The organism is Candidatus Methylomirabilota bacterium (genome assembly GCA_035315345.1).
Lineage (GTDB): Bacteria > Methylomirabilota > Methylomirabilia > Rokubacteriales > CSP1-6 > CAMLFJ01.
Window position 1 is genome coordinate 1 of record DATFYA010000054.1, and the last position, 25,884, is coordinate 25,884.

At 69.6% G+C, this 25,884-nt stretch carries 26 protein-coding genes; 6 read left to right on the plus strand and 20 right to left on the minus strand.

Translation table 11 applies throughout. The annotated features are described in order from the left end of the window. The 7 genes from VKN16_06295 to VKN16_06325 all read right to left on the minus strand — a co-directional run. Positions 1 to 1,175, minus strand: a 1,175-nt coding sequence (locus tag VKN16_06295) for an ABC transporter substrate-binding protein (GenBank protein ID HME93808.1), incomplete at its 3' end; no start/stop codon positions are given. Continuing rightward, complete coding sequence (locus tag VKN16_06300) at positions 1,172 to 3,037, minus strand: AMP-binding protein (protein ID HME93809.1); 1,866 nt, start codon at positions 3,035 to 3,037, stop codon at positions 1,172 to 1,174. The genes VKN16_06295 and VKN16_06300, both read right to left, overlap by 4 nt. Next, positions 3,028 to 3,747 carry an ABC transporter ATP-binding protein gene (locus tag VKN16_06305; GenBank protein ID HME93810.1) on the minus strand — a complete coding sequence of 240 codons (720 nt, stop codon included), beginning with the start codon at positions 3,745 to 3,747 and terminating at the stop codon, positions 3,028 to 3,030. Before VKN16_06305 ends, VKN16_06300 begins: the two co-directional genes overlap by 10 nt. A 56-nt stretch (positions 3,748 to 3,803) precedes the next feature. Continuing rightward, positions 3,804 to 4,562, minus strand: coding sequence for an ABC transporter ATP-binding protein (locus VKN16_06310; protein HME93811.1), 759 nt, complete (start codon positions 4,560 to 4,562; stop codon positions 3,804 to 3,806). After that, positions 4,559 to 5,701: a branched-chain amino acid ABC transporter permease gene (locus tag VKN16_06315; GenBank protein HME93812.1), complete on the minus strand. Its 1,143-nt coding sequence runs from the start codon at positions 5,699 to 5,701 to the stop codon at positions 4,559 to 4,561. Before VKN16_06315 ends, VKN16_06310 begins: the two co-directional genes overlap by 4 nt. Positions 5,702 to 5,707: 6 nt before the next feature. After that, positions 5,708 to 6,580, minus strand: a complete 873-nt coding sequence (locus VKN16_06320) for a branched-chain amino acid ABC transporter permease (protein ID HME93813.1) — start codon at positions 6,578 to 6,580, stop codon at positions 5,708 to 5,710. Positions 6,581 to 6,652: 72 nt separating this feature from the next. Further along, a complete protein-coding gene (locus tag VKN16_06325; protein ID HME93814.1) occupies positions 6,653 to 8,725 on the minus strand; it encodes a molybdopterin oxidoreductase family protein in 2,073 nt (690 codons plus the stop codon). A 43-nt stretch (positions 8,726 to 8,768) separates the two neighbouring features. Here VKN16_06325 and VKN16_06330 point away from each other — a divergent pair, with 43 nt between their 5' ends. Beyond that, entirely contained in the window at positions 8,769 to 9,098 is a 330-nt protein-coding gene (locus VKN16_06330) for a hypothetical protein (GenBank protein HME93815.1), read from the plus strand. On the opposite strand, the gene VKN16_06335 is transcribed toward VKN16_06330, so the two are convergent. From VKN16_06335 to VKN16_06350, 4 genes are all read right to left on the minus strand, one after another. After that, the gene (locus VKN16_06335; GenBank protein HME93816.1) at positions 9,086 to 10,174 is read right to left on the minus strand and encodes an enolase C-terminal domain-like protein; all 1,089 of its coding nucleotides are present in this window, start codon (positions 10,172 to 10,174) and stop codon (positions 9,086 to 9,088) included. The genes VKN16_06330 and VKN16_06335 overlap by 13 nt on opposite strands. Next, on the minus strand, positions 10,171 to 10,620 hold the full coding sequence (locus VKN16_06340) for an MliC family protein (protein ID HME93817.1): 450 nt from the start codon (positions 10,618 to 10,620) through the stop codon (positions 10,171 to 10,173). The genes VKN16_06335 and VKN16_06340 overlap by 4 nt, the downstream gene beginning before the upstream one ends. Positions 10,621 to 10,795: 175 nt before the next feature. Further along, complete coding sequence (locus tag VKN16_06345) at positions 10,796 to 11,227, minus strand: hypothetical protein (protein ID HME93818.1); 432 nt, start codon at positions 11,225 to 11,227, stop codon at positions 10,796 to 10,798. Between the two features lie 119 nt (positions 11,228 to 11,346). Continuing rightward, positions 11,347 to 11,778: a hypothetical protein gene (locus VKN16_06350; GenBank protein ID HME93819.1), complete on the minus strand. Its 432-nt coding sequence runs from the start codon at positions 11,776 to 11,778 to the stop codon at positions 11,347 to 11,349. Between the two features lie 195 nt (positions 11,779 to 11,973). Between VKN16_06350 and VKN16_06355 the strand changes: the two genes are divergently transcribed. Continuing rightward, a complete protein-coding gene (locus tag VKN16_06355) occupies positions 11,974 to 12,711 on the plus strand; it encodes a hypothetical protein (GenBank protein ID HME93820.1) in 738 nt (245 codons plus the stop codon). A 30-nt stretch (positions 12,712 to 12,741) separates the two neighbouring features. On the opposite strand, the gene VKN16_06360 is transcribed toward VKN16_06355, so the two are convergent. Beyond that, on the minus strand, positions 12,742 to 14,310 hold the full coding sequence (locus VKN16_06360) for a 4-hydroxyphenylacetate 3-hydroxylase N-terminal domain-containing protein (protein ID HME93821.1): 1,569 nt from the start codon (positions 14,308 to 14,310) through the stop codon (positions 12,742 to 12,744). A gap of 116 nt (positions 14,311 to 14,426) precedes the next feature. On the opposite strand from VKN16_06360, the gene VKN16_06365 reads away from it, so the two are divergent. Beyond that, a complete protein-coding gene (locus VKN16_06365; protein ID HME93822.1) occupies positions 14,427 to 14,930 on the plus strand; it encodes a flavin reductase family protein in 504 nt (167 codons plus the stop codon). 358 nt (positions 14,931 to 15,288) lie between these two features. Further along, on the plus strand, positions 15,289 to 16,173 hold the full coding sequence (locus VKN16_06370) for a sulfurtransferase (GenBank protein ID HME93823.1): 885 nt from the start codon (positions 15,289 to 15,291) through the stop codon (positions 16,171 to 16,173). A gap of 43 nt (positions 16,174 to 16,216) precedes the next feature. Here VKN16_06370 and VKN16_06375 read toward each other — a convergent pair whose 3' ends face one another. Genes VKN16_06375 through VKN16_06405 form a run of 7 tightly spaced genes read right to left on the minus strand, consistent with a single transcriptional unit; the run spans position 16,217 to position 22,147 of the window. Then, entirely contained in the window at positions 16,217 to 17,437 is a 1,221-nt protein-coding gene (locus tag VKN16_06375) for an MFS transporter (protein HME93824.1), read from the minus strand. Continuing rightward, positions 17,434 to 17,961: an arsinothricin resistance N-acetyltransferase ArsN1 family A gene (locus VKN16_06380; GenBank protein ID HME93825.1), complete on the minus strand. Its 528-nt coding sequence runs from the start codon at positions 17,959 to 17,961 to the stop codon at positions 17,434 to 17,436. The genes VKN16_06375 and VKN16_06380 overlap by 4 nt, the downstream gene beginning before the upstream one ends. Continuing rightward, positions 17,958 to 19,235, minus strand: coding sequence for an MFS transporter (locus VKN16_06385; GenBank protein HME93826.1), 1,278 nt, complete (start codon positions 19,233 to 19,235; stop codon positions 17,958 to 17,960). Before VKN16_06385 ends, VKN16_06380 begins: the two co-directional genes overlap by 4 nt. Next, positions 19,232 to 19,936, minus strand: coding sequence for an MIP/aquaporin family protein (locus VKN16_06390; protein HME93827.1), 705 nt, complete (start codon positions 19,934 to 19,936; stop codon positions 19,232 to 19,234). Before VKN16_06390 ends, VKN16_06385 begins: the two co-directional genes overlap by 4 nt. A 31-nt stretch (positions 19,937 to 19,967) precedes the next feature. Then, positions 19,968 to 20,414 carry an ArsI/CadI family heavy metal resistance metalloenzyme gene (locus tag VKN16_06395; GenBank protein ID HME93828.1) on the minus strand — a complete coding sequence of 149 codons (447 nt, stop codon included), beginning with the start codon at positions 20,412 to 20,414 and terminating at the stop codon, positions 19,968 to 19,970. Positions 20,415 to 20,423: 9 nt separating this feature from the next. Then, positions 20,424 to 20,732, minus strand: coding sequence for a metalloregulator ArsR/SmtB family transcription factor (locus tag VKN16_06400; protein ID HME93829.1), 309 nt, complete (start codon positions 20,730 to 20,732; stop codon positions 20,424 to 20,426). After that, complete coding sequence (locus VKN16_06405; GenBank protein HME93830.1) at positions 20,729 to 22,147, minus strand: NAD(P)-binding domain-containing protein; 1,419 nt, start codon at positions 22,145 to 22,147, stop codon at positions 20,729 to 20,731. The genes VKN16_06400 and VKN16_06405 overlap by 4 nt, the downstream gene beginning before the upstream one ends. Positions 22,148 to 22,266: 119 nt before the next feature. Here VKN16_06405 and VKN16_06410 point away from each other — a divergent pair, with 119 nt between their 5' ends. Next, positions 22,267 to 23,517, plus strand: coding sequence for an MFS transporter (locus VKN16_06410; protein HME93831.1), 1,251 nt, complete (start codon positions 22,267 to 22,269; stop codon positions 23,515 to 23,517). Positions 23,518 to 23,529: 12 nt separating this feature from the next. On the opposite strand, the gene VKN16_06415 is transcribed toward VKN16_06410, so the two are convergent. After that, on the minus strand, positions 23,530 to 24,666 hold the full coding sequence (locus tag VKN16_06415) for a threonine synthase (protein ID HME93832.1): 1,137 nt from the start codon (positions 24,664 to 24,666) through the stop codon (positions 23,530 to 23,532). A gap of 103 nt (positions 24,667 to 24,769) precedes the next feature. On the opposite strand from VKN16_06415, the gene VKN16_06420 reads away from it, so the two are divergent. Further along, the coding region (locus VKN16_06420) for a Zn-dependent hydrolase (GenBank protein HME93833.1) at positions 24,770 to 25,884 on the plus strand (1,115 nt) is incomplete at its 3' end.

A 25,884-nucleotide genomic window follows, 5' to 3' on the forward strand; every position in this document is an offset into this window, starting at 1 on the left:
TAGAAGGACAGCGGGTCGGTCAGGCGCACCCAGCGCCCGCCCCTCACCACCGCCAGGAACGAGGAGTTCGCGCCCTGGTGCTTGTCGGGGCCGAAGCTGACCTCGGGGCCGTTGAAGATGTCGTGGTAGCCCTTGATCGACTCCATCGCCTTGACGAACGTGTCGGTGTTCAGCTCGGGCCCCGTCTTCTCGATCGCGGTCACGGTGAGATCGGCGGCCACGTGCCCGTAGATCGCGCCGATGTTCGGATCGACCTTGTAGCGGTCCTTGTAGCGGTCGAACCACTTCTGGGCCTCGGGGCTTAGCGTGTCGCGATAGGGCATCGCGGTGAGGCCCATCGCGTAGAGGCCCTCGGTCACCCCGCCCTGGGCGGCGGCCACGAAGAGATCGTAGGTGGCCGCGGAGCCGAGGAAGTCCACGTCGGTCCAGCCGATCTTGCGCGCGGTGGCGTACGGCACGATGGAGTCGCGCACGATCGTGCCCAGCACCACCAGGTCGCAGCCGGCTCCCTTGAGCTTGGTGATCTGCGCGCTGAAGTCCTGGTCGGTGGGCTTGTGGGCGGTGGTCTCCACGATCTTGAGCTTCATCTTCTCGGCCTGCATCTGGACGCCGTCCAGCACCTCCTTGCCGAAGTCGGTGTCCTGGTACATCACGCAGAGGGCCTTCTTGCCCTTCTTGGTCACGAAGTAGTTGATGCCGGCGCGGACCTGGTCGACGTAGCTGGCCGCTCCGTAGAACTTCAGCTTGTTGAAGGGCTCGTACATCGAGCGCGCGGCCGAGAGCGGGAAGAGGTTGGGGATCCCCGCCTCGAACTGGTCCTTGAACAGGGCGTTGTTCATCGGGGTGCCGAGGCCGGCCACGATCGCGAATACCCGGTCCCGGTTGAACAGCTTGGCCCCGGCCTGCACCGCCCGCGGCACCTGGTACTGGGTGTCCTCCACGATCAGCCGGATCTTCCGGCCGTGGATGCCCCCCGCCTCGTTGGCCTCGTCGAAGCGCATCTTCACCGCGTTCGACGACGAGACGCCGTAGGTGGCGGCGGGCCCGGAGAGGTCGGTGTGCATGCCGAGCACGATCTCGGTCTTGGTGACGCCGCGGGTGTCCTTCTGGGCGGCGGCCACTCCGGCGATCGCCACCGCGGCGGCCAGCACGCTGATTGCCAGTAGTCGCTTCATCCCTCGCTCCTTTCGTACATGTCCTCGATCAGGTCCTTGTACTTCACGTTGACGAAGGTGCGCCGGAGCTTCATGGTCGGGGTCAGCTCCTCGTCCTCCGGGGTGAGGAGCTGCTCGATCAGCCGGAACGTCTTGATCGTCTCCACCCGCGCGAGCTGCCGGTTCACCCGCTCGATCTCGCCCCGGATCAGCTCCTGCACCTCGGGGGCCCGGCAGAGCGAGGCGAAGTTGCTGAACGGCACATTGCTCTCCTGGGCGAACTGGGCCACCGTCTCGTGGTCGATCATCACGAGGCAGGAGAGGAACTTGCGCCGGTCGCCGATCACCACCGCGTCCGAGATGTAGGGCGAGAACTTGAGCTGGTTCTCGATCTCGGACGGCGTGACGTTCTTGCCCCCCGCGGTGATGATGATGTCCTTCATGCGGTCGGTGATCCGCACGAAGCCCTCGGCGTCGATGGTGCCCACGTCGCCGGTGTGCAGCCACCCGTCCACGACGGTCTCGGCGGTCTTCTCCGGCTTGCCGTAGTAGCCCTTGAAGACGTGGGGGCCCTTCAGCAAGATCTCGCCCTCGGGCGACACGCGCACCTCGGTGCCCGGCCGGGCCACCCCCACCGAGCCGAGCTTGATGCGGTCCGGCGGCATCGCGGTGGCCAGGCCGGTGTTCTCGGTCTGCCCGTACACTTCCACCATGTTGATGCCGAGCGCGAGGTACCACCGGATCAGATCCGGCGCGATCGGCGCGGCCCCGGTCGCGGCTCCGCGCGCGCGATGGAGGCCGATGGACCGCTTGACGTTGTCGAGCACCAGGAAGTCGGCCACCCGGAAGGCCAGCCGCTCCCACGCCGAGGGCGGGCGGCCCGCGATGCGCGCCTCCGCGATGCGCCGGCCGATGCGGAAGGCCTGCTCGTAGGCGAAGCGGCCCAGCCAGGTGGCGTCCCGCATGCGGAGGGCCACCCCCGAGTAGAACTTCTCCCAGATGCGCGGCACCGCGAAGAAGAGGGCGGGGGCCACTTCGCGGATGTTCTCCGGGACCGTGTCGATGCTTTCGGCGAAGTTCACGGTCGAGCCGGTGTAGAGCGGGTTGAAGACGGTGAAGGTGCGCTCCGCCACGTGACAGAGGGGCAGGAAGGACAGCTGCTGGTCGCCCTCGCGCAGCGGAGTGATGAAGTCGGCGTAGGCGAGCTGGAAGAGGATGTTGCGATGGGTGAGCATCGCGCCCTTCGGCGGCCCGGTGGTGCCGGAGGTGTAGACGAGGATCGCCAGATCGTCGGGCTGCGCGATGTCCACCAGTCGATCGAACGCGCCGGGATGGTCGCGGTCGTACCGCGCGCCCAGCTCCAGCAGGGCCGCGAACGGCATGACCTGCTCGTCGCGGAAGGCGTGCAGCCCTTCCATGTCGTAGACGAAGATCTTCACCAGCCCCGGGCAGCGGTCCCGCACCTCCAGGATCTTGTCGAGCTGCTCTTCGTTCTCCGCGAAGAAGAAGCGGGTGCCACTGTCGTTGACGATGTACTCGACCTGGCGGGCCGAGTCGGTGGTGTAGATGCCGTTGGGGATCCCGGCCACCGACATCACGCCGAGGTCGGTGTAGAGCCACTCCGGCGAATTGTCGGCCACGATCGAGACGACGTCGCGCGGGCGCAGCCCGAGAGCGACCAGCCCCAGCCCGACCCGCTTCGCCTGCTCGCCGTACTCGCGCCAGGAGATTCCGCGCCAGATCCCGAGGTCCTTCTCCCGCATCGCGACGCGGTCCCCGCGTTCCCGCACCACGTGGCGGAACAGGCGGGGCAGGGTGTCGTGGCCGTGGACGAGCGCGGGCGCCGCGGGGGCGGCCCGGCCGGGCTCGGTGGTCAGCGCCATGTCTTCTTCCTCTTCCAGCGCCGCGTGCCGCGGACGCTCGATTCCTTGAGGCCCAGATAGAACTCGCGGATGTCGTCCTTGTCGAGCAGGCGCTCGCAGGTGTCCTCCATCACGATGCGACCCAGCTCCAGCACGTAGCCGTAGTCCGCGGTGTGCAGCGCCACGTTGGCGTTCTGCTCCACCAGCAGCACGGTCACCCCGTGCTCGCGATTGATGCGGCGGATGATCTCGAAGATGTCCTTGACCAGCTTGGGGGCCAGCCCGAGCGAGGGCTCGTCGAGCAGCATGACCTTGGGGCGAGCCATCAGGGCTCGGGCGATGGCCAGCATCTGCTGCTCGCCGCCCGAGAGCTGGCCCGCGCGCTGCTCGGCCCGCGCCCGCAGCACCGGGAAGTACTCGTTGACCATCTCGAGGTCCCGGGCCACCCCGTCGGTGTCCTTGCGGTTGTAGGCGCCCATGCGCAGGTTCTCGCGCACCGAGAGGAACGGGAAGACCTCGCGTCCCTCCGGCACGTGGCTCAGCCCGAGCCGCGCCACCCGGTCCGGGTCGAGGCCCTGGATCGGGCGGCCCTCGAGCAGGACGGTGCCCTTCTGCGGATCCATCACCCCGGAGACCGTCTTGAGGATGGTGGTCTTGCCCGCTCCGTTGGCCCCGAGGATGGTGACGATGGCGCCGGCCGGCACGCGGAAGCTCACCCCGCGCAGCGCCATGATCGGCCCGTAGAAGGTCTCGACGTTGCTGACGGTGAGGAGCGCCTCGGCCACCGTCAGCCTCCCAGATAGGCCTTGATCACGTCGGGATGCTCCTGGACTTCCCGAGAGCTGCCGCAGGCGATGGCGCGCCCGTAGTTGAGCGCCAGCACGCGGTCCGAGACCGCGCTCACCAGGCTCATGTCGTGCTCCACCATCAGCACGGTGATGCCGAGCAGCGTGCGGATGTCCTCGATCCAGAACGCCATGTCCGCGGTCTCCTCCACGCTGAGGCCCGAGGATGGCTCGTCGAGCAGCAAGAGCGTGGGCTCGGTGCAGAGGGCGCGGCCCATCTCCACCACCTTGCGGACCCCGTAGGGCAGGTTCACCACCAGGCTGTCGCGGTAGGGCTGCAGGTCGAGGAAATCGATCACCTTCTCGGCCGCCTCGCGATGCGCGCGCTCGCGAGCGCGCACTCCGGGCAGGAACAGGAGCTCCTGCACCAGGTGCGGGCGAGCGTGCGCGTGGCGGCCCAGGAGCAGGTTCTGCAGCACCGAAGCGTGCTCGAACAGCTCGATGTTCTGGAAGGTGCGCGCGATGCCGCGCCGGGCGATCTCGTGCGGAGGCACCCGGGTGATGTCCTCGTCGCGGAAGAGCAGACGCCCTCCGCTCGCGTCGTAGATGCGCGAGACCAGGTTGAAGATGGTGGTCTTGCCGGCGCCGTTGGGGCCGATGATGGTGAAGACCTGGCCCCGCTCGACCGCGAAGCTCACGCCGTCGACCGCCCGGATGCCGCCGAAGTTCATTCCCAGATTGTCGGCCGCGAAGAAGCTCACCGCAGGCGCTCCGAGCGCATGTAGGTCTTCTGGCGCCGGAAGGTGGCGCGCTTGTACAGGGGGAACGTGGAGAAGAAGACCTGCAGCTTGCGCCAGCGGCCGTAGATGCCGAGGGGCTCGAACAGGATGAAGAGCACCAGGATCAGGCCGAAGATGCCCGGCTCGAGCCCGGGCTGCTTCACGAACCGGTCCAGCGCCAGGTACACCGCGTTGCCGGCATCGTGGCCGAGCGCGCCCGCCGCGTGGCCCGCCCACTGCGGCACGTTGTCGCGCGCCTCCGAGATCAGCACCGGCAGCATCGCCACGAAGACCGCGCCGTAGAGGGCGCCGTGCAGGCTGCCGAGACCGCCCACCACCACCATCAACAGGAACTGGATCGACAGCAGCACGCTGAAGATGTCGGGGGCCAGGAACCCGATCTTGTGGGCGAAGAGCGCGCCCGCCGCGCCCATGAGCCCGGCCGAGTAGGCGAAGGCCATGGTCTTGTAGCGGGCCAGGTGCACGCCCATGGACTGGGCGGCGATCTCGCTGTCGCGGATGGCCACCCACGCGCGGCCGGTGGGGGCGCGCAGCACGTTGGCGGTGAGCCAGAGCGCCCCGATGAGCACGGCCAGGCACAGGTAGTAGAACGCCAGGTCCGAGGTGAACGAGACGCCGAAGATCACCGGCTTGTCCACCGGCCGGCCCTTCAGCCCGTGGGTGACGTGCTCCCAGCGCGTGAACACCTCCTGGATGATCAGCGCGAAGGCGAGCGTGGCGATGGTCAGGTAGACGCCGGTCATGCGCAGCGCGGGCAGCCCCACCAGCACCCCGGCGGCCGCGGACAGCGCGGCGGCGAGGGCCATCGCGACGATCCAGGGCAGGTGCAGGTCCTGGAGGAAGTAGACGTGCGCGTAGGCGCCGATGCCGAGGAACGCGGCGTGGCCGAGGCTCACCAGCCCGGTGTAGCCGGCCAGCACCATCAGCGAGACGCCGCAGATGCCGTAGATCAACACCATGCTGATGTCGACCAGGAAGTCCGGCACCGCCAGCGGCAGCAGGATCACCGCGGCGAGCAGAGCCGCGTACCACCGGCGCTGCACCGGATCCTGGAAGAGGCCCAGGTCCTGGTCGTAGGTCGTCTTGAACGGGACGCGCATGCCCGGTCACACCTTCTTGCGGCCGACCGTCCCGAACATGCCCTGCGGGCGGATCGCCAGCACCAGGAGCAGCACGATGTAGGCCGCCACGTCCTTGACTCCGAGCGGCAGGTACGCGCCCGAGAACAGCTCGATCAGCCCGATGGTGATGCCGCCCACCAGGGCGCCGGGAATCGATCCGAAGCCGCCCAGCACCGCGGCCGCGAAGGCCTTGAGCCCGATGAAGCCCAGGTTGATGTCGATCAGCGAGACCGGGGCCAGCAGCACGCCCGCGATGGCGGCCACCCCGGCCGAGATCGCCCAGATCAGCGAGAACATCCGCTTCACCGGGATGCCCATGTAGTACGCGGCGAGCTGGTTCTGCGACGCGGCCTGCATGGCCACGCCCACCCGCGAGTAGGTGAAGAAGGCGTAGAGCACCGCGCACAGCACCAGCGTGCCGACGATGATCGACACGTATTCGTGGCTCACGCTGACGCCGCCGACCCGGGAGGTCTGGGCGCTGAACGGGGTCGGCAGCGTGTAGATCTCGGAGCCCCAGATGAGCGAGGCGACGCTCCGGAACATGGCACCGAGACCGATGGTCAGCATGACCACCGCGAACTGGGGCTGGCCGATGACGCGCCGGAGCACGGTGCGGTCGAGCACCGCGCCGAAGAGGCCCACGATGACCACCGCGAGGGCGAAGGCGGCCCAGTACCCCACGCCGTACCAGACCACGAACATGTAGCAGACGAAGGCCCCCAGCATCAGCAGGTCGCCCTGGGCGAAGTTCACCAGCTCGGTGGCCTTGTAGATCAGCACGAAGCCGAGGGCGACCAGGCCGTAGATGCAGCCGACGGCGAGGCCGTTGAGGGCGAGCTGCAGGATGGTATCCAGGAGCGGACCCCTCCACCGGTGGAGCGCGTCCGCCGCGGCGACGCTGGTCGCGGCGTGACGTAGTGGGGAGCGTTATAGCCGGGCGGCGCCCGTCAAGTCAATGGGCCGGATCCATACCGCGGTGTCGTGGAAGACGGCACCGCCGTTTGGATAGCCGGGCTCGGCGCTGGTCAGCGCGTTGATGCCGATCCCGCCCGCGAAGCGCCCGTTGGGCCACACGCCCTCCACCACCACCACGCCCCGCGGCTGGCCCGGCCGGGGCTCGACGTGCGCGATCGTCTCGCCGCGCTGGTTGCCCAGGCGCACCGGCGTGCCCGCGGTCACGCCGAGGGCCGCGCAGTCCTCGGGATGCAGCAGCGCGGTCGGCCGCTTCTCGCGATCCTGCGACGACTTCGTCTCGGTGAACGTGGAGTTCAGGAACGAGCGGGCGGGTGCGGCCACCAGGCGGAAGGGCTTGTCCGCGGTGGCATTGTCGATCACGTCGAAGTGATCGGGCAGCGTCGGCATCGAGGCCCCGCGCCCGCCGTACCGCGACCAGTCCGGCTTGAAGTGGAAGCGCCGGTCGGGGGTGGGAAAGCCGTCGAGGAAGTGGGCGGTCTCGAAGGGCAGCGCGTGATCCTGGCCGCCGCGCTGCCAGTTGGTCTCCGCGTCCCACATCCCGGACATGCCCAGCGTCTCGTCCATGATCTCCCACGCCGTCATCTCGAAGCCGGGATGCCGGGCGCCCAGGCGCTTGGCCAGCGCGCAGATCACCTGGTGGTTCTCGCGGCACTCGCCGGGCGGCTCGATCACCTTCTTGGCGACCTGGAAGTAGGTGTGCCCGCTCGCGGTGTAGAAGTCGTCGTGCTCGACCATCATGGTGGCGGGCAGCACGATGTCGGCGAAGGCGGCGGTCTCGGTCAGGAACTGCTCGTGCACGCAGAGGAAGAGATCCTCGCGGGCGAGGCCGCGATGGACCAGGTTGGTTTCCGGGCAGACCATCGCCGGGTTCGTGTTCTGCACGAGCATCGCGGTCACCGGCGGCCCGCCCAGCAGCGCCGCGTGGTCGCCGGTGAGGATCGGGCCCAGGCGCGACTGGTCCAGGGCGCGGATCGACGGATCGACCAGATCGAGGCCTTCGATGAGCGTGCGGTCCAGCGGATAGAGCGCGGTCTGCCCGTAGACCGCGCCGCCGCCTCGGTACCGCCAGGCGCCGGTGATCGCGGGCAGGCAGGAGACCGCGTGCATGTTCACCGCGCCGTTGCGCGAGCGGCTGAAGCCGTGGTGGCAGCGGATGAAGCTCTTCTTCGTGCCGCCGTAGAGCCGGGCGAAGTCCACGATGGCGCCCGCGGGGAGGCCGGTGATCGCGGCGGCCCACGCGGGCGTGCGGCTCGCCACGTGGGCGGCCAGCTCGTCCGGGCAGTCGGTGTAGGCGCGCAGGTAGTCCCAGTCCGCGAAGCCCTCGGCGAACAGCACGTGCATGATCCCGCACGCCAGCGCGCCGTCGGTGCCCGGGCGCGGGGCCAGGTGCAGATCGGCGCGGGCCGCGGTGCCGGTGCGATACGGATCCACCACCACGAGGCGGGCTCCGCGCCGGCGGGCGGCCATGGCGTGATTCATCACGTTGACCTGGGTGTTGACCGGGTTGCCGCCCCAGATCACCACCAGGTCGGAGTGCTCGTCGATCTCGCGCAGGTCCACGCCGCGCTTGGCCCCGACCCCGGCGGCCCAGCCGGTGTCGGACAGCGTGACGCAGATCGTGGAGTAGTAGCGCGAGTAGCCCATCGCGTGGCGCAGCCGGTTGATGCCGTCGCGCTGCACCAGACCCATGGTGCCCGCGTAGTAGTAGGGCCACACCGTCTCGGGCCCGAGCCGCTGCGCCTGACGGGTGAAGGCGTCGGCGACCAGGTCGAGCGCGTCGTCCCAGCCGATCCGCTCGAAGCGGCCGGCGCCCTTCGGCCCCACGCGGCGCAGCGGATGGAGCAGGCGATCGGGATGGTGCACGCGCTCGGCGTAGCGGCCGACCTTCTCGCAGATCACTCCTCGCGTGTAGGTGTTGCGGTGCGAGCCGCGGACGCGGCCGATGGTGCGCGCGTCGATGCGCTCGACCTCCAGCGCGCAGGTGCTCGTGCAGTCGTGCGGGCACACCGAGGGGACGATCTGCATGGTCTAGAGGATACCCCAGGACGCGTTCTGCTACACTGCCGCCATGAGCGAGGCGGAGCGGCCGAAGACCGCGTACGAGCTGGCGATGGAGCGGCTGGCCCGCAAGGACCGGGAGGCCGGCGCGGCGAGCCGTCCGCTCGACGACGCCCAGAAGGCGGCCATCGCGGAGGCCCGCCAGGTCCACCAGTCGCGCGTGGCCGAGCGCGAGATCCTCCACCAGGACGCGCTGCGGAAGGCGAAGAGCCACGAGGAGGTCGCCCAGCTGAACGAAGCGCTGCGGCGCGACCTCGACCGTCTCGCCACGGATCGCGACCGCAAGATCGCCCAGATCCGCGGCGACAAGCCGCCGGCCGAGGGCGCTCAGGCCGAGTAGCGGGCCACCGCCTCCTCGTTCCACTCGATGCCCGCGCCCGGGCGGTCCGGGATGCGCGCGACGCCGTCCTTGACCTGCACGGGCTCCCGCAGCAGCGGCGCGGCCCAGTCCATGAACTCGAGCCAGTGGCAGGTGGGCGTCACCCCGAGCAGGTGCAGGCTGAACTCGGGGAAGAGATGGCTCGACATCTCGATGCCGTGCGCGTGGGCGAGCGCGGCCGCGCGCAGCCAGCCGGTGACGCCGCCGATGCGCTGCACGTCGGGCATGACGAAGTCGAGGGACCGCAGCGCGATCGCCCGCGCCATCTCGTACGTGTCGACCAGGTTCTCGCCGGTCTGGATCGGGGTCGCCGCCTCGGCCGCGATCCGCGCGTAGCCGTCGTAATCGTCGTGGCGCACCGGCTCCTCGATCCAGTAGAGACCCTCGCCGTCGAGCGCCCGGGCCCGCCGGATCGCCTCGCTCACGGTCAGCCGCTGGTTGAAGTCGCACATGACGGTGGCCCGATCGCCGACGCGCTGCTTCACCGCGCGCACCGCGGCCAGGTCCTGGGCGAAGTCGTCACGTCCTACCCGCAGCTTGATGGCGTGAAAGCCCTCACCCAGCAGGGCCTCCGCCTCGTCCGCGAGCGTCTCCACCGGTTGGATCCAGAGCCCGGTGCTGTTGTACGCGGGAATGGCCTTCGGCACGCCGCCCAGCAGCGTGACCAGCGGCACGCGATGCGCCCGGGCCAGCGCGTCCCAGGCCGCCATGTCGATGCCGGCCAGCGCCAGCCCCACGAGCCCGTTGGGGTCGAGCAGGGCGAGCTGGCGACGCAGCTTCGCCTCGATCTCGGCGGGGGCCAGTGCGTCGCCCTTCACCATCGCGAACAGACCCTGGGCGCAGCCGACGATGGCGGGCAGCGTCCAGGCCGAGAAGCCGAAGACGTAGGAGCGCCCGATGATGCCGTCATCGGTCTCGAGGTCGAAGAGCACCAGGGCCGCCTTCGGGATGGCACCGCTGGCGCTGACCGGCGGGCGGCGGAACGGGGCCAGGACGGGGCGGGCGCGCAGCGCCCGGAGCTTCAGGTCGGTGGTCATCGAGTCCTCCGGTCGGATGTGCACGTCACCTCGGGGGATGAGGCCCGCTCGCGGAACCTCACCTCGCCCTGGTGCTCCCAGAACATCGCGTCGTCCGGCCCCTGATAGCGGGCGCCGCTGGCCGAGAGCGCGCGCCACATCGTCAGGGCCACGTTCTGGCGCCGCACGATCAGGAAGGCGGGGTCCGAATTCACGAAGACGGCGGCCAGCGGGCCGGCGCCGTCGTCGCACTGCCACCCGAACGGCCCGTGGCTGATGCCCTGCGCCTCGCCGCGCGTGGTGTCGTTGGTCGCGCGCAGGGCCGCGATGCGGCCCAGGTAGGCATCGAGCGCGCACCGCTCGGGAGCCACGCCACCCATGCACCGGTCGCGCCGCTCGAGCCAGTCGCGCTGCTCGGCCTCCGGAGCCACGGCGCCGGAGGCCGAGGTCGTGGCGGATGCGGTCACGAGTCCCTGCAGCCGCGCCGTCTCCCCGTCCAGGGCGGATAGCAGGGATGAACCGCAGATTAGCGCCTCGATGGATCCGGAGGTGGTGGCCCTCCGGCAGTCGACACGGGGCTCGGCCGCGGCGGCCGGCCCGGTCAGGATGGCGAGGAGGCCGACGGCCGGGACCAGCGCGCGGCTACTTCTTGATCTCGGCCGCCGCCCGGTCATACGCCGCGGCCACCTCGCGGTAGGCCTCGGCGAAGGCGTCCTTGGTCTTGTCCCACGAGGCCTTGGTGGCGTGACTCATCTCCCTCGCCTTCCGACCGGCCTGCGCCCGCTTCGCCTCGAGGTCCTTGATGAGGGCGTCCGACTTGGCCTTGGCCTCGCCGGTCTGGCGGGCGGCCTCCGCCTTCAGCTCCTTGATCCGCGTGTCGACGTCGGCGCCGACCTTCTTCGCGTAGGCGACGGCCTCGTCCTTCTTCTCCATCGAATAGCTCTTGATGGCCTCGACCGTATCGGACGCCTTCTGCGAGACGTCGGTCGATCCAGTCTGGGCGACGGCCGGAAGCGAGGCGGCGGTGAGCCACGCCGTGGCGGCGACTACCGCGATGCGTGAGAGGGTCGACATGAGCCGAGGATAGCCCGACGAGCGCGTCATACTCAACCGCGGTCCCGGTTCACGGGCCGTTGGCTCGAATTCGTCGGGAGTGGCGCGACTCGACGTTCGTGATGCTCGAGTCACTCATGTCAGCGATCGATGAGCGACATGGCCGCCCGGGCCTTCTCGCTCGCGAGCGCGGTGTTGCCGGAATTGCACGCGGCCTCCGCCTCCTTTACGAGCTGCGCGGCCTGGCTCCGCGGGGCCTGAATGTCCTGACTCCGCGGGGCCTGGATGTCCTGGTTCCGCGGGGCCTGGATATCCTGGTTGCGGGGCGCCTGAATGTCCTGATTCCGCGGGGCCTGGATATCCTGGTTGCGGGGCGCCTGAACGTCCTGATTCCGCGGGGCCTGCACGTCCTGACTCCGCGCCGCCATCGGCTGCCGGCCCGCCGGCTTCGCCTTCAGTGCTATCTTGGCCGACTCGACGTCGGCGCAGCGCTGCTGAGCGGGGCTGGCGGACGGGCCCAGCACGGCCAGCAGCGCGAGCGTTGCGAGGGTCATCGACATAGGGGGTCGCATGATTTCTCCTTTCGGTGGATGCGCTTCCGAAATGGGCAGCAAGGCGTGTGCCGCGCGTCTCGAATCGAATGCGGATCGAGGAATTCCCGAGTGGACGGCTGCCGGTCTGACGGAAGTACCGGGTGGGATTTACGTCCCCGGCAACTTGACACGTGGCGGCGCGGCAGACGAAGATCGTACGCGGGAGGAACCCTCATGACGACGCTGCAGCAGGCCGAGGCCGCCGAGCACGCGCTGAGCCAGGAGCTCGACCGGGTCGTGGTGAAGTCGGTGATCTTCACCTCGGGGGAGCGCGATCCGCGCCAGCCGGTGACCCGCCCGCCGGACGATGGCCGGCTCTACATGATGGGCCACGACCCCCGCCTCCCGAAGATGCCGGACAAGCCGACGCTCTTCGACTTCTTCCGGCTCCGCTTCGGCCCCTCCGCCCACTTGATGCAGAGCGCGCGGCTGGCCATGAAGAACGGGCTTCCCGAGCCGATCGTGCTGGCCTGCCTGCTGCACGACATCGCCATCGCCGGCTTCATCCGCAGCGACCACGGCTACTGGAGCGCGCAGCTGCTCGAGCCCTACGTCGACGAGGAGGTCGCCTGGGGCATCCGCTACCACCAGGCCCTGCGCTTCTTCCCGGACGAGTCGGTCGGCTACAAGTATCCCGAGCTCTACGTGAAGCTGTTCGGCGCCGACTACGTGCCGGAGCCGCACATCCAGGAAGCCTACCGGTACGCCCGGGACCACAAGTGGTACATGACCTCGCGGCTCATCACGGTGAACGACCTCTACGCGTTCGATCCCTCCGTGAAGGTGGAGCTCGAGGAGTTCACCGACGTGGTGGGACGCCACTTCCGCCAGCCGAAGGAGGGGCTCGGCTTCGACCAGAGCCCGGCGGCGCACATGTGGCGCACGATCAACTGGCCGACGCGATATCTGTAACCCGGAGGGGGCTTTGCCCCCCTTCCGGGGCTACGGGTTCGTGGGCAGGGACGTGGCGGCGTAGGTGCCGGCCATGCCGCGCGTGCCCGGCTGGTAGGGGATGGGCGCGCCGGGGTCGTCGGGGGTGATCGGCAGCGGCACGCCGTCGAGCCGGCCCAGCGCACGATCGACCAGGTCGAACAGCGGCCGCTTGTCGTACTGGGCGTAGAACCCCGCGGTCAAGCGGATCGGGTCGCCGGAGTAGAAGCGCACGTACTGGGCCATCCGCTGCGCGAAGGCCTCGCCGGTCGCGTCCCACGCCAGCTTGAACAGCGCGATGCGCTCCTCGGCCGACACGCCCGCGCGCCCGCGCACGTAGCGATCGATGTAGGGCCGCAGCTCGGGATTCTGCAGATCCGCCTCGCTCGGGGCGTAGAAGAAGCCGCCGGCCGCGAGGCTCTGCACGATCTCCACGAAGCGGCTGTACACCTTGCCGGTCTGCAGATGAAACGCGCGCAGGCCGTGCCCGCCCGGCACCCACACCCCGCTCGGCAACTGCTGGGCCATGGCCTCCGAGCCGTAGAACACCGCGCGGGCGATCTCCATCTGGCTCAGCATCTCGCCCAGCTTCTCCTGCACGTGGAGGAAGCCGGTGATCCCGATCGCGTCGGCCACCTTCATGCCGAGCCCGCAGAAGAACTCGAGCTGGCTCAGCATGCGCGCGGCGGTCTGCAGATTGATCAGCGCGCCGTAGTCCGCGCCCATCGTGTTGATGATCTCGGCGCTCCCCGGGCTGCCGTCGACCATCACGCGGTCCCAGGGCACCAGCACGTCCTCGAACACCGCGATGCAGTCCATCTCCTCGAAGCGGCTCGACAGCGGATGGTCGAAGCGCGACCGGGGCAGCGACGACACCGTCTCGCGGCAGATGAAGGTCAGCCCGGGCGTGGCCGAGGGAATCGCGAAGGCCAGCGCGTAGGCGTCGTCGCCCGGCGGAACGCCGCCGAAGGGAATCACCGCCACCTCCTCGGTGATCGGGGCCATCGTGCCCAGCATCTTGGCCCCGCGCACGATGATGCCGTCGGACGTCTCGCGCACCCGCCCCAGATGCAGGTAGGGGTCCTCCTGCTGCGCCGAGGTCTTGCTGCGATCGATCTGCGGGTTGATCAGCATGTGGGTGAGGAACAGGTCGCGCTCGCGCACGTGCTCGTAGTAGCGGGTGGCGTTCTCGCCGAAGCGGGCGCCGGCCCGGGCGAAGCGATCGGCCATCAGGTGCCAGCCGGTGACGAACTGGTTCATGAAGTCGGGCGAGCGGCCCATGAAGCCGAAGTTGTGGTCCGCGCGCAGCTTGAAGTGCTTGCGCTTCCGGACCAGCTCCTCGCGCGAGCGCGGGATCAGGAACGAGGTCGACACCGGCTGCCCGCTGCTCGGCGAGGGATACGTCATCACGTCGCGGTAGGCGGGGTCGCTCTGCATGTCGTACTGCTCGGCGATGGCGCGAATCGGCTCGACGAAGACCGGCTCCGCGGTGACGTCGGCGATCCGCCGTCCACCGAGGTAGACGCACGGCGGCTGCTTCCGGATCGATTCGACGTACTCGGCTCCGCTCCGGGCCGGCATGGCGGACAGCCTTTCACGAATCTCCGAGGCGGTCAACCGGCGGGTCGACACGTCGCCGGCGCGGTGGCAGAATCGGCGGCACAACCATTTTCCAGGAGAGCGCCCAGGAGCCCACCATGGATGCCAACGTCAAGAAGACGGTGCTGCGCATGATCCCCTACGGCCTCTACGTGCTGACCGCGAAGGGCAAGGACGACGCGGTCGCGGCCGCGACGGTGAACTGGGTCACCCAGGCCTCGTTCGCCCCACCACTGGTGGCGGTCGGTGTCAAGGCCGACTCGCACGCGCACGCGCTCATCAAGGACTCGAAGGCCTTCGCGCTCAACATGCTCGGCAAGGGCCAGCAGGCGATGGCCTTCACCTTCTTCAAGCCGGCGGTGCGCGAGAACCAGACCATCTCGGGCGAGCCCTTCCGCTGGGGCAGCACCGGCGCCCCCGTGCTCGAGCGCACACCCGCCTACGTCGAATGCCGCCTCGTGGATACCGTCGAGAAGGGCGACCACTCGGTCTTCGTCGGCGAGGTGGTGGACGCGGGGCAGGGCGGGGCCATCGAGGGCCGCGCGGACGATGCCACGCTGTGGCTGAAGGAGCTGGGGCCGAACGTGTTCTACGGGGGTTAGCCAGCCGTCTTTCCGCTTGACAGCTTTTCCGCGCGCGACTGAATCGCGGGCGCGGGATGGCCGACCGCTGCCGGAGGTCCCGCCGCCACTGCCACCGGCGGATCCGGTCGCGGCGATCGACGAGGAGCACTCGCGCTGGGCCTGACGATCCACGCGCGCACCTCGTGTGCGCGCTGGCTTGGCGAGCCGCTCGACGTCGGCTGGGGGATCGACGTGCTCCGTCCTGGCGCGAACCCGTTGACGAAACGTCCTGCCCGCGAGTGCGCCGTGCCGGGGCCGGGCCCGGACTAGCCTGTCATCCAGTCTTCCCGCTCCGCACGGTCCGCACGTTGTGGCAGAGTTCAGCGCAGAGGCTGGCATGGTACAGATCCGCGATCCCGACGCCCTGATTTCCACCGACGCCCTCGCGGCCCGGCTCGGGCGGGGCGATCTGCGCTGTTACGACTGCACGACCTATCTGGAGCCTGCCCCGGCCGGCTCGGCCGTCCCGTACGAGGTGGTGTCGGGCCGGCAAACGTTCCTCGCCGGCCACATTCCAGGCGCCGACTTCCTCGACCTGCAGGGCGAGCTGTCCGCCTCCGGCACGCACCTGATGTTCATGATGCCATCCGTCGAGCAGCTGGCCCTGGCCTTCGGCCGTCACGGGCTCGGCGACGGTTGCCACGTCGTCCTGTACAGCATCGGCTCGATGATGTGGGCGACCCGGGTCTGGTGGATGCTGCGCGCGCTCGGCTTCGATCGGGTGTCGGTACTCGATGGCGGCTTCGACATCTGGCAGGCCGAGGGCCGGCCGATCGAGTGCGGTGAGCCGAAGCGGTATCTGCCGACCACGTTCATCCCGCGCTCCCGGCCCGCGCTCGTTGTCGACAAGGTGGCGGTCGAGGCGGCGATCCACGATTCGCGCACCGTCACGATGAACACACTGGCCCCGCAATCCTATCAGGGGCTCGGGCCGTCGCCCTACCGCCGACCCGGGCGCGTACCGGGCTCGGTCAATGTGCCGGCGACGAGCCTGGTCGATCCCACGACCGGGCGCTTCGTCTCGCCGGCCGACGCCCTGGCCCGATTCGATGCGGCTGGAGTCACTCCCGACCGACGGGTCATCGCCTATTGTGGCGCCGGCATCTCCGCGACCATCGACCTCTTCCTGCTTCATCAGCTGGGCTTCGACGACCTCACCCTCTACGACGGCTCGATGAGCGAGTGGGCAGAGGACTCCAGCTTGCCCATCGAGACCGACTGACCCGAAGCGCCGGCGATTGCGCCTGGCGACGGTCCGGCTTCGGCTACCGGCCGGCTCTGTCGCCGACGAGGTCGCGGGGCGCCAGCGTCACGAAGGCGAATCGCCCGATGAGCCCGATGACCGCGATGTGCAGGAACGCCAGACCCCACGAGAGCGGGGACATGCCACCACCCAGGTCGAGAATCGACCCGATGACGACGGGCCCCACGAAGCCACCCGCGTAGCCGGCCATCGAGTGCACCGCGAGGGTCGCGCCGCGACGACGAGGGTCGGCGCTGCCCGCCGCCCCCGCCGTGAGCGACGAGGAATCCAGCCAGATGAGCAATCCGTAGACGAGCACGAGGACGGTGGCGAGGGGATAGGAGCGAGCCCCGAGGAAGCCGATACCGGCCGCGAACACGGCGCACGACAGCATGGAGAGACGCACGAGGCGCTGGCGACCGAGACGGATGGACGCTTCGTTGCCGGCGACGCTGGCCCACGTGCCGATGAACCCCATGATGGTGGCGACCACGGTCGGGCCGATCCACCCGCTCCCGTCTCCGGTCGCCGCAAGTACGTAGGCCAGGAAGGCCACGACCCAGCCGCGCAGGGCGTTCATCTCCCATGTGTGCGCGCAGTAGGCGAGCGCATAGGCCATCGCGGACCTGTTGCGGAGGATCGGCCGGAAGTCGAACAGAGCCCCCTGGCTGCGGGTATCGCGGGACGTGTCTCGCGGAGGGGCAAAGAAGACAATGATCAGCCATCCGACCAGCGCGACGATGCCGGAGGCCACGAAGGCGCCTCGCCATCCCACGCTGCCGTTCAACGCCCCCGCGAACACGAACGACAGTGAGCCCGCGACGCCGATGCTTGCCGCGTGTCCCGCGACGGCGCGGGACATCAGCGTGGCATCCACGCGATCCGCGAGTAGCTTCAGCCCGGTCATGTACGTCCCGGCCCAGCCGATGCCGGCCAGCGCGCGCAGCGCGGCGGCCGTCCAGAAGCCCTCGGCAAAGGCGGCGAAGCCCCAGTGACTGGCAATGGTCATCGCGACCCCGGTCAGATAGACCGCCCGCGGGTCCACCCGGTCGGTCAGGGTGACGAGGATCGGGACGGAGAGCGTGTAGGCGGCGTAGAAGAGGCCGGTGATCCAGCCGGCTTCACGGTTCGTGAGGTGCCAGCCCGCGATGAACTCGGGGAGCAACGCGGGCCACGTGTAGGCGCCGATCTGGGCGCAGACCTGCGCGATGCAGATGCAGACGACGAGGCGCGCCGGCCTCAAGGTGGCTCGACGTCACCGGCTCGGTCGAGCAATCGCTCCACGATGACACAGTCCCGCCACTGTCCCTCGAGCTTGCCGTGGCGGTGGTAGACCCCCACCACCCTGAAGCCGCACTTCTCGTGGAGGGTGAGGCTGGCGATGTTCTCGGGAAAGATCCGCGAGACGATCTTCCAGAACCCTCGCTCGGCGTAGAGCTGGCACAGCGCGTTCAACGTGACGCGGCCGGCCCCGGTGCCGCGAGCCGCGCGGGCGACGTAGACGGAGTGCTCCGCCACGCCCGAATAGGCCGGCCGGCTCCGATATGCCCCCGCGCCGGCCCAGGCCACGAGCCGCCCGTCCCGCTCGGCCACCACCGTAGGGTACCGGTCGCCCTTGTCGGCGAGCAACGCGGCGATCTGTTCCGCGGTCCGGGGCTCGGTCTCGAAGGTCGCGATCCGGTCGGCGATGCCCTGGTTGTAGATCGCGGCAATGGCCTCGGCATCCGCCGCGGTGGCGATCCGGGTGAGGATCGGGGGCGTGGTCATCGCGAGGACACGCCGAGCGCGGAGTCTCGGTGCGCCGGGCCTCGGTGCAGGACCCGGGCCCCCGTCGTCCGGTACAGCAGAATGGCCGAGAAGACGGCGCCGAGCCCGGCGAGACCGAGGCTCACGAAAGCCCAACCCCAGGCACCGGCAGTCTGGATCCCGTGCCAGTCGAGGATGGCGCCGAACAGCAGGGGCGCGATGGCTCCGGCTCCGTAGCCCAGGAGGGACCGCAGGGCCAGCGCGGAGCCGCGGTAGGCGGGGGCGACCACCTCGGTGATCGCGGTGGAATAGATCGGCGAGTCTCCCAGGGCCGCGAAGCCATAGATGAGGCCCACGCTGACGATCAGAGCCAGAGAAGCTCCGATGAGCCATCCAAAGACCAGCGAGCAGGCGGCGCTGACGGCCGCCATGATGAGGATGATCGGCGTGCGCCCGAACCGGTCGGCGAACACCCCGGCGAGAAATGCCGCCACCATCCCGGTCAGATGAAACAGCGACGTCATGTAGGCGCCGAGACCGGCGCCGCGGCTCAGCTCCGCGCCGGCGGCCACGAAGCACGCGGCCAGGAACGCGGGCGTCCACGCCCACATGCCCAGCAGCTCCCAGGAGTGGAAGGTGTAGCCCGCGATCAGCAGCATGGCCGGCCGGTTGCGGAGCACCTCGCCGACAAACCGCTGACCCGCGGCCCGTGACGTGATGACGTTGGCGGTCGAGCGGACTGCGATCCAGGCGACCGCACCACCGACGATGGACCCGACCGCGAGAAGCCAGAACGCGAGCACGTAACCGCCCCGCGGAATGGCGGCACCCGCCAGCATCAACGCCACGGCCAGACCGAGGGAATGGCCGGCCAGATAGGCGCCCATGGCTCGACCTCGCCGCTCGACGGGCACGTTCTCGGCGACGAGGAGAATGCCGGTCGTGTACATGCTCCCCTGCGTCAGGGCCAGCAGCGTATAGAGCCAGAGGCCCGACCAGTAGTCCCGCGCGTACATCGCGAAGACGGCCGCCACGACCGCCGACGTCACCGTGCCGGCGAGAAACACCCGGCGAGCGCCCACGCGGTCGGCGAGGCTCGAGCAGCCCATCAGGGAGACGGCATAGGTGACCTGGAATGCCGACGCGATGGTTCCCGCCGCGGTCCCGGACAGATGCCATTCTCGCTGCAGGACCGGCAGGGTCGCGGCGTAGGCGATGTAGACCATGAACGAGCCGACGCGCGAGATGCAGATCGCAGCCAGCCATGCCGATCCACCGGGCGCGAGAGCCCTCATCGACCGCGCACGACGACATCACGAGCCGTCGCGGGAAGGCTCGGCACCAGCCACCGGAAGAGCGCGGTGGCGGCCCCGGCGCCCAGTAGCTGCGCGATGATGAACCCGGGCGCGTCTGCGGGGCGGATGCCGGCGAACGTGTCCGATGCCGCGCGCGCCAGGGTCACCGCCGGATTCGCGAAGGACGTCGAGGCGGTGAACCAGTAGGCGGCGGTGATGTAGGCGGCCACCGCGAACGGTACGATCGGAGACCGAGTGCGCGCGCACCCCCAGATGACGGCCAGGAGCCCGAACGTCGCCACGAACTCGCTGAACATCTGGGCGGGGCCGGACCGGGCATGCTGCGAGGCGAAGAAAAGAGGCAACTCGAACATCACGTGCGCGGCCGCGGCACCGGTGAAGGCGCCGACGATCTGGGCGATGAGGTAGGCAGGCACGTCGGACCACGGCAGACCGCCCTGCGACGCGTCCGCCAGGGTGACCGCTGGATTGAAATGGGCGCCGGAGATCGGCCCGAACGTCAGGATGAGCGCCACCAGGGCGGCACCGGTTGCCATCGTGTTGGCGAGCAGGGCGACCGCCACGTTACCGCCCGAGAGCCGCTCGGCCATGATTCCCGACCCGATGACGGTGGCGAGGAGCATGGCGGTCCCGACGCCTTCGGCCACGAGCCGACGGGCGAGACTCGGCCGGTCGCTCACGCCACGACCTCGGGAGTGCCGATCCCGGCTCTCAGGAGGAGCAGCAGGCGTTGCGCTTGGCCAGTGGGAGCGCGGCGCCCTTGACCGGCGAGCTGTCGTCCTCGCCCTCCAGGTCGTAGTTGAGATGGTAGACCTCCCACTGGACCCCGTCCGGATCACGGACCCAGAACTTGTCCTGGTTGGCGTGGCAGCAGTCGACACCCATCTCCTCGCGAACCGGCAGGCCGGCGGCCTTCACCCGGGCGAGATGGGTCATGACGGTATCGACCGCGTCAACCTGCACGCCGACGTGGTTCACGGTGCCTTCTCCGTCGGCGCCGCCCGCGGAGAGCGCGAGATTGACCGGCGCCCAATCGGGCAGGAACTTCACGTAGCCGGGCTTGATCTTCACCGGGTCGGCGCCGAGGAACTTCTCGTAGAACACGCGGCTCTTGCCCAGGTCGGACACGTGCATGTGCAGATGGACCTTGGCGCTCATGGCACCCTCCTAGCAGCAGGCGGTGAGCAGGCGAACCAGCGCCGTCACCGAATCCCGCTTGACGGAATAGTAGATGTAACGCTCTTCCTTGCGGTTCTCGAGGAGACCGGCCCGGCGCAGGACATCGAGGTGGTGGGACAGCGTCGGACCGGGGATCTCGAGCTCGGCTTGAATCTCGCCGACCGACAGCTCCTTTCCCGCGCGGACCAGGCAGAAGAACACCTGGAGCCGTGACAGGTGGGCCAGGGCCTTGAACGCGTCGACGTGCTCGTCGCTCGCCTGGAGCTGGGACAGCGGAAGACGCGCGATCGTCTTCATCGCACCGTCCGACCCAGTCCGCCGATCAACGTCGGCGTGGGAGCGCCGCAACAGCCGGCCGGTGACTCGGCGGCGACCGGAGCGCAGCTGGTCGCTTCAGCGGCGCCGGGCGTGGTGGAACAGACCCCGGTGGCCGGCAGGGTCAATTCCACGCGGCGAGCCGCCACCAGATCGCCCGTCAGCTCCGCGACCACCGAGCGCACCTGCTCGTAGCCGGTCAGCATCAGAAACGTCGGGGCTCGCCCGTAGCTCTTCATGCCGACGATGTAGAAGCCGGGCTCGGGTTGCCGCAGCTCCTCGGCGCCATGCGGCGGCACCGTCCCGCAGCTATGGACATTCGGGTCGATCAGGGGAGCCAGCGCCCGCGGGCTCTCGACAATCGGATCGAGGTCCAGCCGAAGCTCGCTCAGCATGGCCAGGTCCGGCCGGAACCCGGTGACGGCGATGATCTCGTCGAACGGTCCCAGCGCCCGCCCATCGGGGTCACGAAGGCCGATCTTCTCCGTCGTGCGTTCCACGACGGCGGTGCGGAAACCCGCGACGAGGCGAATCTGACCCGCATCCACGAGAGCCCGGAGTCGGGCTCCGAGGGCGCCTCGCGCCGGCAGCGCATCGGCCGCCCCTCCTCCATAGGCAGCCGCGACGTCGTCTCGTCTCACGACCCAGGTGATGGTCGTGCCCGGCTCGGTCGTCGACAGCTGAGCCAGGTCCAGCAGCGCATTGAAGGCCGAATGCCCGCTCCCGACCACGGCCACGGATCGGCCGGCGTAGCGGACGCGGTCGTTTCCGAGCACATCCGGGATGCCAGAGAAGATCTGCCGCCGGCCCCCGCCTTCGCCGATGGCCCGGAGACCGTTGGCCCCGAGCGGGTTGGGGGACCCGTAGGTGCCCGAGGCATCGATCACGGCTCTGGCCCGCAAGCTCTCCTCGGCCGCCGAGGTCCCGATCCGGATCTCGAAGGGCGCCTGCTCGCGACCCGCCGACTTCATCTTGTCGTGACTGGCGCGAGCCACCGCGAGCACTCGTGTCCCGAACCGGAGATTGGGCGCGATGTCCGGTAGCTTCGCCAGCGGCTGCAGATAGTTGATGACCAGCTCGGCGCCGGTCGGCAGCGCATCGCCGGCGGGCTCCACCCATCCGGCGCGGCGGAGCAGGGACCGGGCGGCGGGATCGACGTTGTAGCGCCACGGCGAGAAGACCTGGACGTGACCCCAGGCGCTGACATGTGTCCCCACCGCCGGGCCGGCTTCCAGGACCAGGAACCGCTGGCGCCTGGCCGCGAGCTGGGCCGCGGCCGCCAAACCGACCGGGCCGGCGCCGATCACCGCGATGGGCAGCTCACCCCGTGCCGTCGGTATCGGCCCGGGACCACCATCGCCACCGCACGAACTGGCCACCACCTTGTCCTGTCCCATAGGGGAAGCCTCCCTGACCGCTCGCTACATTTCGAAAGATATCGAAGTGTGGATTGATATGTCAAGCCGCATTCCGTAGAGTAGTCGCCATGCGATTCAAGCCTCGTCTCACCGGCCCCATGGCGGGCGCGGTCGTCGCGCTCGGCATCACCCAGATCACCGCCTGGGGGACGAGCTATTACTGTCTCGGCGTGCTCGCGGGGCCGATCAGCCAGGACACCGGTTGGAGCCGGGGGTTCGTGTTCCTGGGTTTCACCGTCGCGCTGCTCGTGATGGGCCTCGTATCGACGACGGTGGGGCGAGCGATCGATCGACACGGGGCTCGTACCGTGATGAGCCTCGGCAGCGTCTTCGTGGGGGCCGGCCTCTTCGCCCTCGCGCACGTCCGCAACGAGCCGGTGTACCTGGTGGTCTGGGCGTTCCTCGGCCTCGGCATGCGGATGTGCCTGTACGATGCCGCCTTCGCGGCACTGGTGCAGGTCACGCCCTCCCGGGGGCGGTCGGCGATCTCGTATCTGACCCTCTTCGGCGCGTTCGCCTCCTCGGTGTTCTGGGTGATTGGCTACGCCCTCGATCAGCGAGTGGGATGGCGACAGACCCTCGTCCTCTTCGCGGTGATCAACCTGGCGGTGTGCTTGCCGCTGCATTGGTTCGGACTCTCGCGCCGAGAGGCATCCGAGGGCCCGGCTCAACCAGCCGGTGCGGCCCGGCAGGCGACGGAAGAGCCTCCGCTCGAAGGGCGTGCCCGCTCCGTCGCCATCGGGCTGTTCGCGCTGGTCATGTCGCTCAACGGCTTCGTGTTCGGCGTCGTCTCGGTGCAGCTCGTTCCGCTGCTCGAGGCCGCCGGACTGACCACCGCGGTCGCGGTATGGGTCGCCTCGATGAAGGGAGTGGCTCAGTTCGGTGGGCGGGTGGTGGAGATCGCGTTCGCGAGAAAGCTGCGAGCGATCACGGTGGGCCGCATCGCGGTCGGAATCCTGCCGCTATCGCTGCTTCTGCTGATGCTCGGCACGCGAAGCCTGCCGCTGGTCGTGATCTTCACGCTGCTGATGGGCGCCTCTCAGGGGGTTATCACGATCGTACGCGGGGCGGTGCCGCTCGCTCTGTTCGGCTCGAAGGGGTACGGAGCGGTGCTGGGGGGCATCGCGACACCGGTGCTCATCGTCAATGCCGCGTCACCGTCGGCGTTCGCCTGGATCACGGACCAGTGGGGTTGGGAAGCGGGAAGGCTTGCGCTTCTGGTCGGTGCCATTGCCGCTTGGATCGCCATGGAGCTGATGTCGAGCTGGTACGAGCGGCGACGTACGGCGCTGGCGGGTCAAGCGGCAGCACGTGCCACGCCCATCGGCAGACGCTCGCCACGAGGGTAGCCGGGAAGCGGCTTAGGCGCTGCGCGCGCCGAGCTTCAGCACTTCGCCCACGGTGGCCGACGCCTTCAGGCCCGAGCCAGTCAGCACCAGCACGCTGTATTCCTGCGGCCGGATCACGCCGGCATCGAGGAGGCGGGTGAGACCGGCGGCGGCGACCGCCGAGGTCGGCTCCACGTAGAGGCCGAGGCGCGCCAGGCCGCGGAGCGCCTCGGCGATCTCGCCCTCCTCCACCGCGAGCACGGTGCCCCCGGTCTCGCGCACCGCGCGCAGGACCTCGGCGACGCGCGTGGGCTTGGGCGTCGCGATGCCCTCGGCCATCGTCGGCTTCACCGGAGTCGGGACCAGGTGCTCGACGCTCTCGTGGAAGGCGGCGGAGAAGGGGGCGCAGCCGGCGGCCTGCACGCCGAAGAGGCGCGGGCGGCGGGCGATCTCGCCGTTGCGCACCAGCTCGGCGAAGCCGCGCCCGGCGCCCAGCACGTTGCTGCCGTAGCCGAGCGGCACCACCAGGTTGTCGGGGGCGCGGAAGTCCGATTGCTCCCACACCTCGTACGCCAGAGTCTTGGTGCCCTCCACGAAGAAGGGCTGCCAGTTGTGGCCGGCGTAGAAGAGCTCGGCGCTCTGGCGCGTCGCCTCGTCCGCCACGTCCTGGCGTGAGCCGGGGATCGTCACCACGTCGGCGCCGCACGCGGCGATCTGCGCGATCTTCGGGTACGAAGCGGTCTCCGGCACCAGGATGCGGCAGCGCAGTCCGGCCGCCGCGGCGTAGGCGGCGAGGGAGGCGCCCGCGTTGCCCGAGGAGTCCTCCAGCACCGAGGCCACCCCGAGGCTCTTGAGATGGCTCACCATCACGGTCATGCCGCGATCCTTGAACGAGCCGGTCGGCATCATGAACTCGAGCTTGAAGTGCACGGGGGCGCGATGCCAGTGACCCTGGATCAGCGGGGTCCAGCCCTCGCCGAGGCTCACCGCGTGCTCGACCTCCACGGCCAGTCCACGTCGGTAGCGCCAGACCGAGCGCCGCCCGGTGTCGATGTCGCGGCGGCGCAGGCCCGGGCCCGGACTCAGGTTGAGATAGTGGCCGTTGTCGGCGCGCCAGCGCGGCGCGCTCAGCGGGTAGGTCTGGCCGGTGGAGGGATCGACGTAGTGCACGGCGGCTGGCTCACATATTCGCGGATCGCCGCCGGGTGTCAAGACGGTTGACAGCCTCTCGCGGGGCGCGGTAAGACCGGAGCGCGCCGGGAGGGCGCGCGCCATGTCCAGCCCGGATCTGTTCTCGATCGACGCGGCACGCTTCTGGTCCACCGTCATGCGCTCGGGCGAGATCGGTCCCGGCAAGGCGGGGGGCCTGCGCCGGCTGGCGCTCACCGACGCGGACAAGGAGATGCGCGACCTGTTCACCACCTGGTGCACCGAGGCCGGCTGCACGGTGACGGTGGACCGCGTCGGCAACATCTTCGCGCGGCGGCCCGGCGTGGACGATCACCTGCCGCCGGTGCTGATGGGCAGCCACCTCGATACCCAGTTCGCGGGCGGCAAGTACGACGGCATCGTGGGCGTGCTGGCCGGGCTCGAGGTGCTGCGGACCCTCGACGACCGCCGCGTCGCCACCAAGCGCCCGCTCGAGCTGGTGTGCTGGACCAACGAGGAGGGCGCGCGCTTCACGCCGCCCATGGTCGCCTCGGGCGCCTTCGCGAGCGTGTTCGACGTGGACTGGGTGCTCGCCCTGCGCGACGACGACGGCAAGCAATTTGGAGCCGAGCTCGAGCGCATCGGCTACAACGGCAAGACCGCGGTGGGCGGGCGATCGATCGACGCTTACTTCGAGCTGCACATCGAGCAGGGGCCGATTCTCGATCGCGAGGCGGTGCCGGTGGGCATCGTGGTGGGTGGCTACGCCACGCGCGGCATGCACGTCGACATCCACGGCGAGACCGCGCACGCGGGGCCGACCCCGATGGACCGCCGGCGCAACGCGCTGGTGGGCGCGGCCATGCTGGCCGTCGCGGTCAACGACGTGGGGTGGAAGTACCACGCCAGCGAGGGCAAGGCGACGGTGGCCCGCATGATCGCGTGGCCGAACAAGGCGGGCATCCTCTCCGAGTACGCGCAGCTCACCTGCGACGTGCGCCATGCCGAGCGCGCGGTGGCGGATCAGATGCTCGCGGAGGTGCGCGCGGCGATTCCCGACTGCGCGCGCCGAGCCAACGTCGAGATGCGGATCGCCGGCGAGTGGCAGTTCGGCAACGAGCGCTTCGACCCGGGCTGCGTGCGCCTGATCCGCGAGGCCGCCCAGGCCCTCGGCGTGCCGCACCGGGATATCCTGAGCCAGGCCGGGCACGACGCGTACTACATCTCGCGTATCGCGCC

What these genes read in the sequence shown, in the direction of transcription:
- VKN16_06305 (HME93810.1), bottom strand. Translation starts at nt 3,747, where the DNA reads ATGGCGCTGCGCGGGGTGAGCTTCCGCGTGCCGGCCGGCGCCATCGTC.
- VKN16_06380 (HME93825.1), bottom strand. Translation starts at nt 17,961, where the DNA reads ATGACCACGCCCCCGATCCTCACCCGGATCGCCACCGCGGCGGATGCC.
- VKN16_06345 (HME93818.1), bottom strand. Translation starts at nt 11,227, where the DNA reads ATGTCGACCCTCTCACGCATCGCGGTAGTCGCCGCCACGGCGTGGCTC.
- VKN16_06360 (HME93821.1), bottom strand. Translation starts at nt 14,310, where the DNA reads ATGCCGGCCCGGAGCGGAGCCGAGTACGTCGAATCGATCCGGAAGCAG.
- VKN16_06350 (HME93819.1), bottom strand. Translation starts at nt 11,778, where the DNA reads ATGCGACCCCCTATGTCGATGACCCTCGCAACGCTCGCGCTGCTGGCC.
- VKN16_06355 (HME93820.1), top strand. Translation starts at nt 11,974, where the DNA reads ATGACGACGCTGCAGCAGGCCGAGGCCGCCGAGCACGCGCTGAGCCAG.
- VKN16_06410 (HME93831.1), top strand. Translation starts at nt 22,267, where the DNA reads ATGGCGGGCGCGGTCGTCGCGCTCGGCATCACCCAGATCACCGCCTGG.
- VKN16_06315 (HME93812.1), bottom strand. Translation starts at nt 5,701, where the DNA reads ATGCGCGTCCCGTTCAAGACGACCTACGACCAGGACCTGGGCCTCTTC.
- VKN16_06400 (HME93829.1), bottom strand. Translation starts at nt 20,732, where the DNA reads ATGAAGACGATCGCGCGTCTTCCGCTGTCCCAGCTCCAGGCGAGCGAC.
- VKN16_06335 (HME93816.1), bottom strand. Translation starts at nt 10,174, where the DNA reads ATGACCACCGACCTGAAGCTCCGGGCGCTGCGCGCCCGCCCCGTCCTG.
- VKN16_06370 (HME93823.1), top strand. Translation starts at nt 15,289, where the DNA reads ATGGTACAGATCCGCGATCCCGACGCCCTGATTTCCACCGACGCCCTC.
- VKN16_06385 (HME93826.1), bottom strand. Translation starts at nt 19,235, where the DNA reads ATGAGGGCTCTCGCGCCCGGTGGATCGGCATGGCTGGCTGCGATCTGC.
- VKN16_06300 (HME93809.1), bottom strand. Translation starts at nt 3,037, where the DNA reads ATGGCGCTGACCACCGAGCCCGGCCGGGCCGCCCCCGCGGCGCCCGCG.
- VKN16_06325 (HME93814.1), bottom strand. Translation starts at nt 8,725, where the DNA reads ATGCAGATCGTCCCCTCGGTGTGCCCGCACGACTGCACGAGCACCTGC.
- VKN16_06330 (HME93815.1), top strand. Translation starts at nt 8,769, where the DNA reads ATGAGCGAGGCGGAGCGGCCGAAGACCGCGTACGAGCTGGCGATGGAG.
- VKN16_06405 (HME93830.1), bottom strand. Translation starts at nt 22,147, where the DNA reads ATGGGACAGGACAAGGTGGTGGCCAGTTCGTGCGGTGGCGATGGTGGT.
- VKN16_06365 (HME93822.1), top strand. Translation starts at nt 14,427, where the DNA reads ATGGATGCCAACGTCAAGAAGACGGTGCTGCGCATGATCCCCTACGGC.
- VKN16_06395 (HME93828.1), bottom strand. Translation starts at nt 20,414, where the DNA reads ATGAGCGCCAAGGTCCATCTGCACATGCACGTGTCCGACCTGGGCAAG.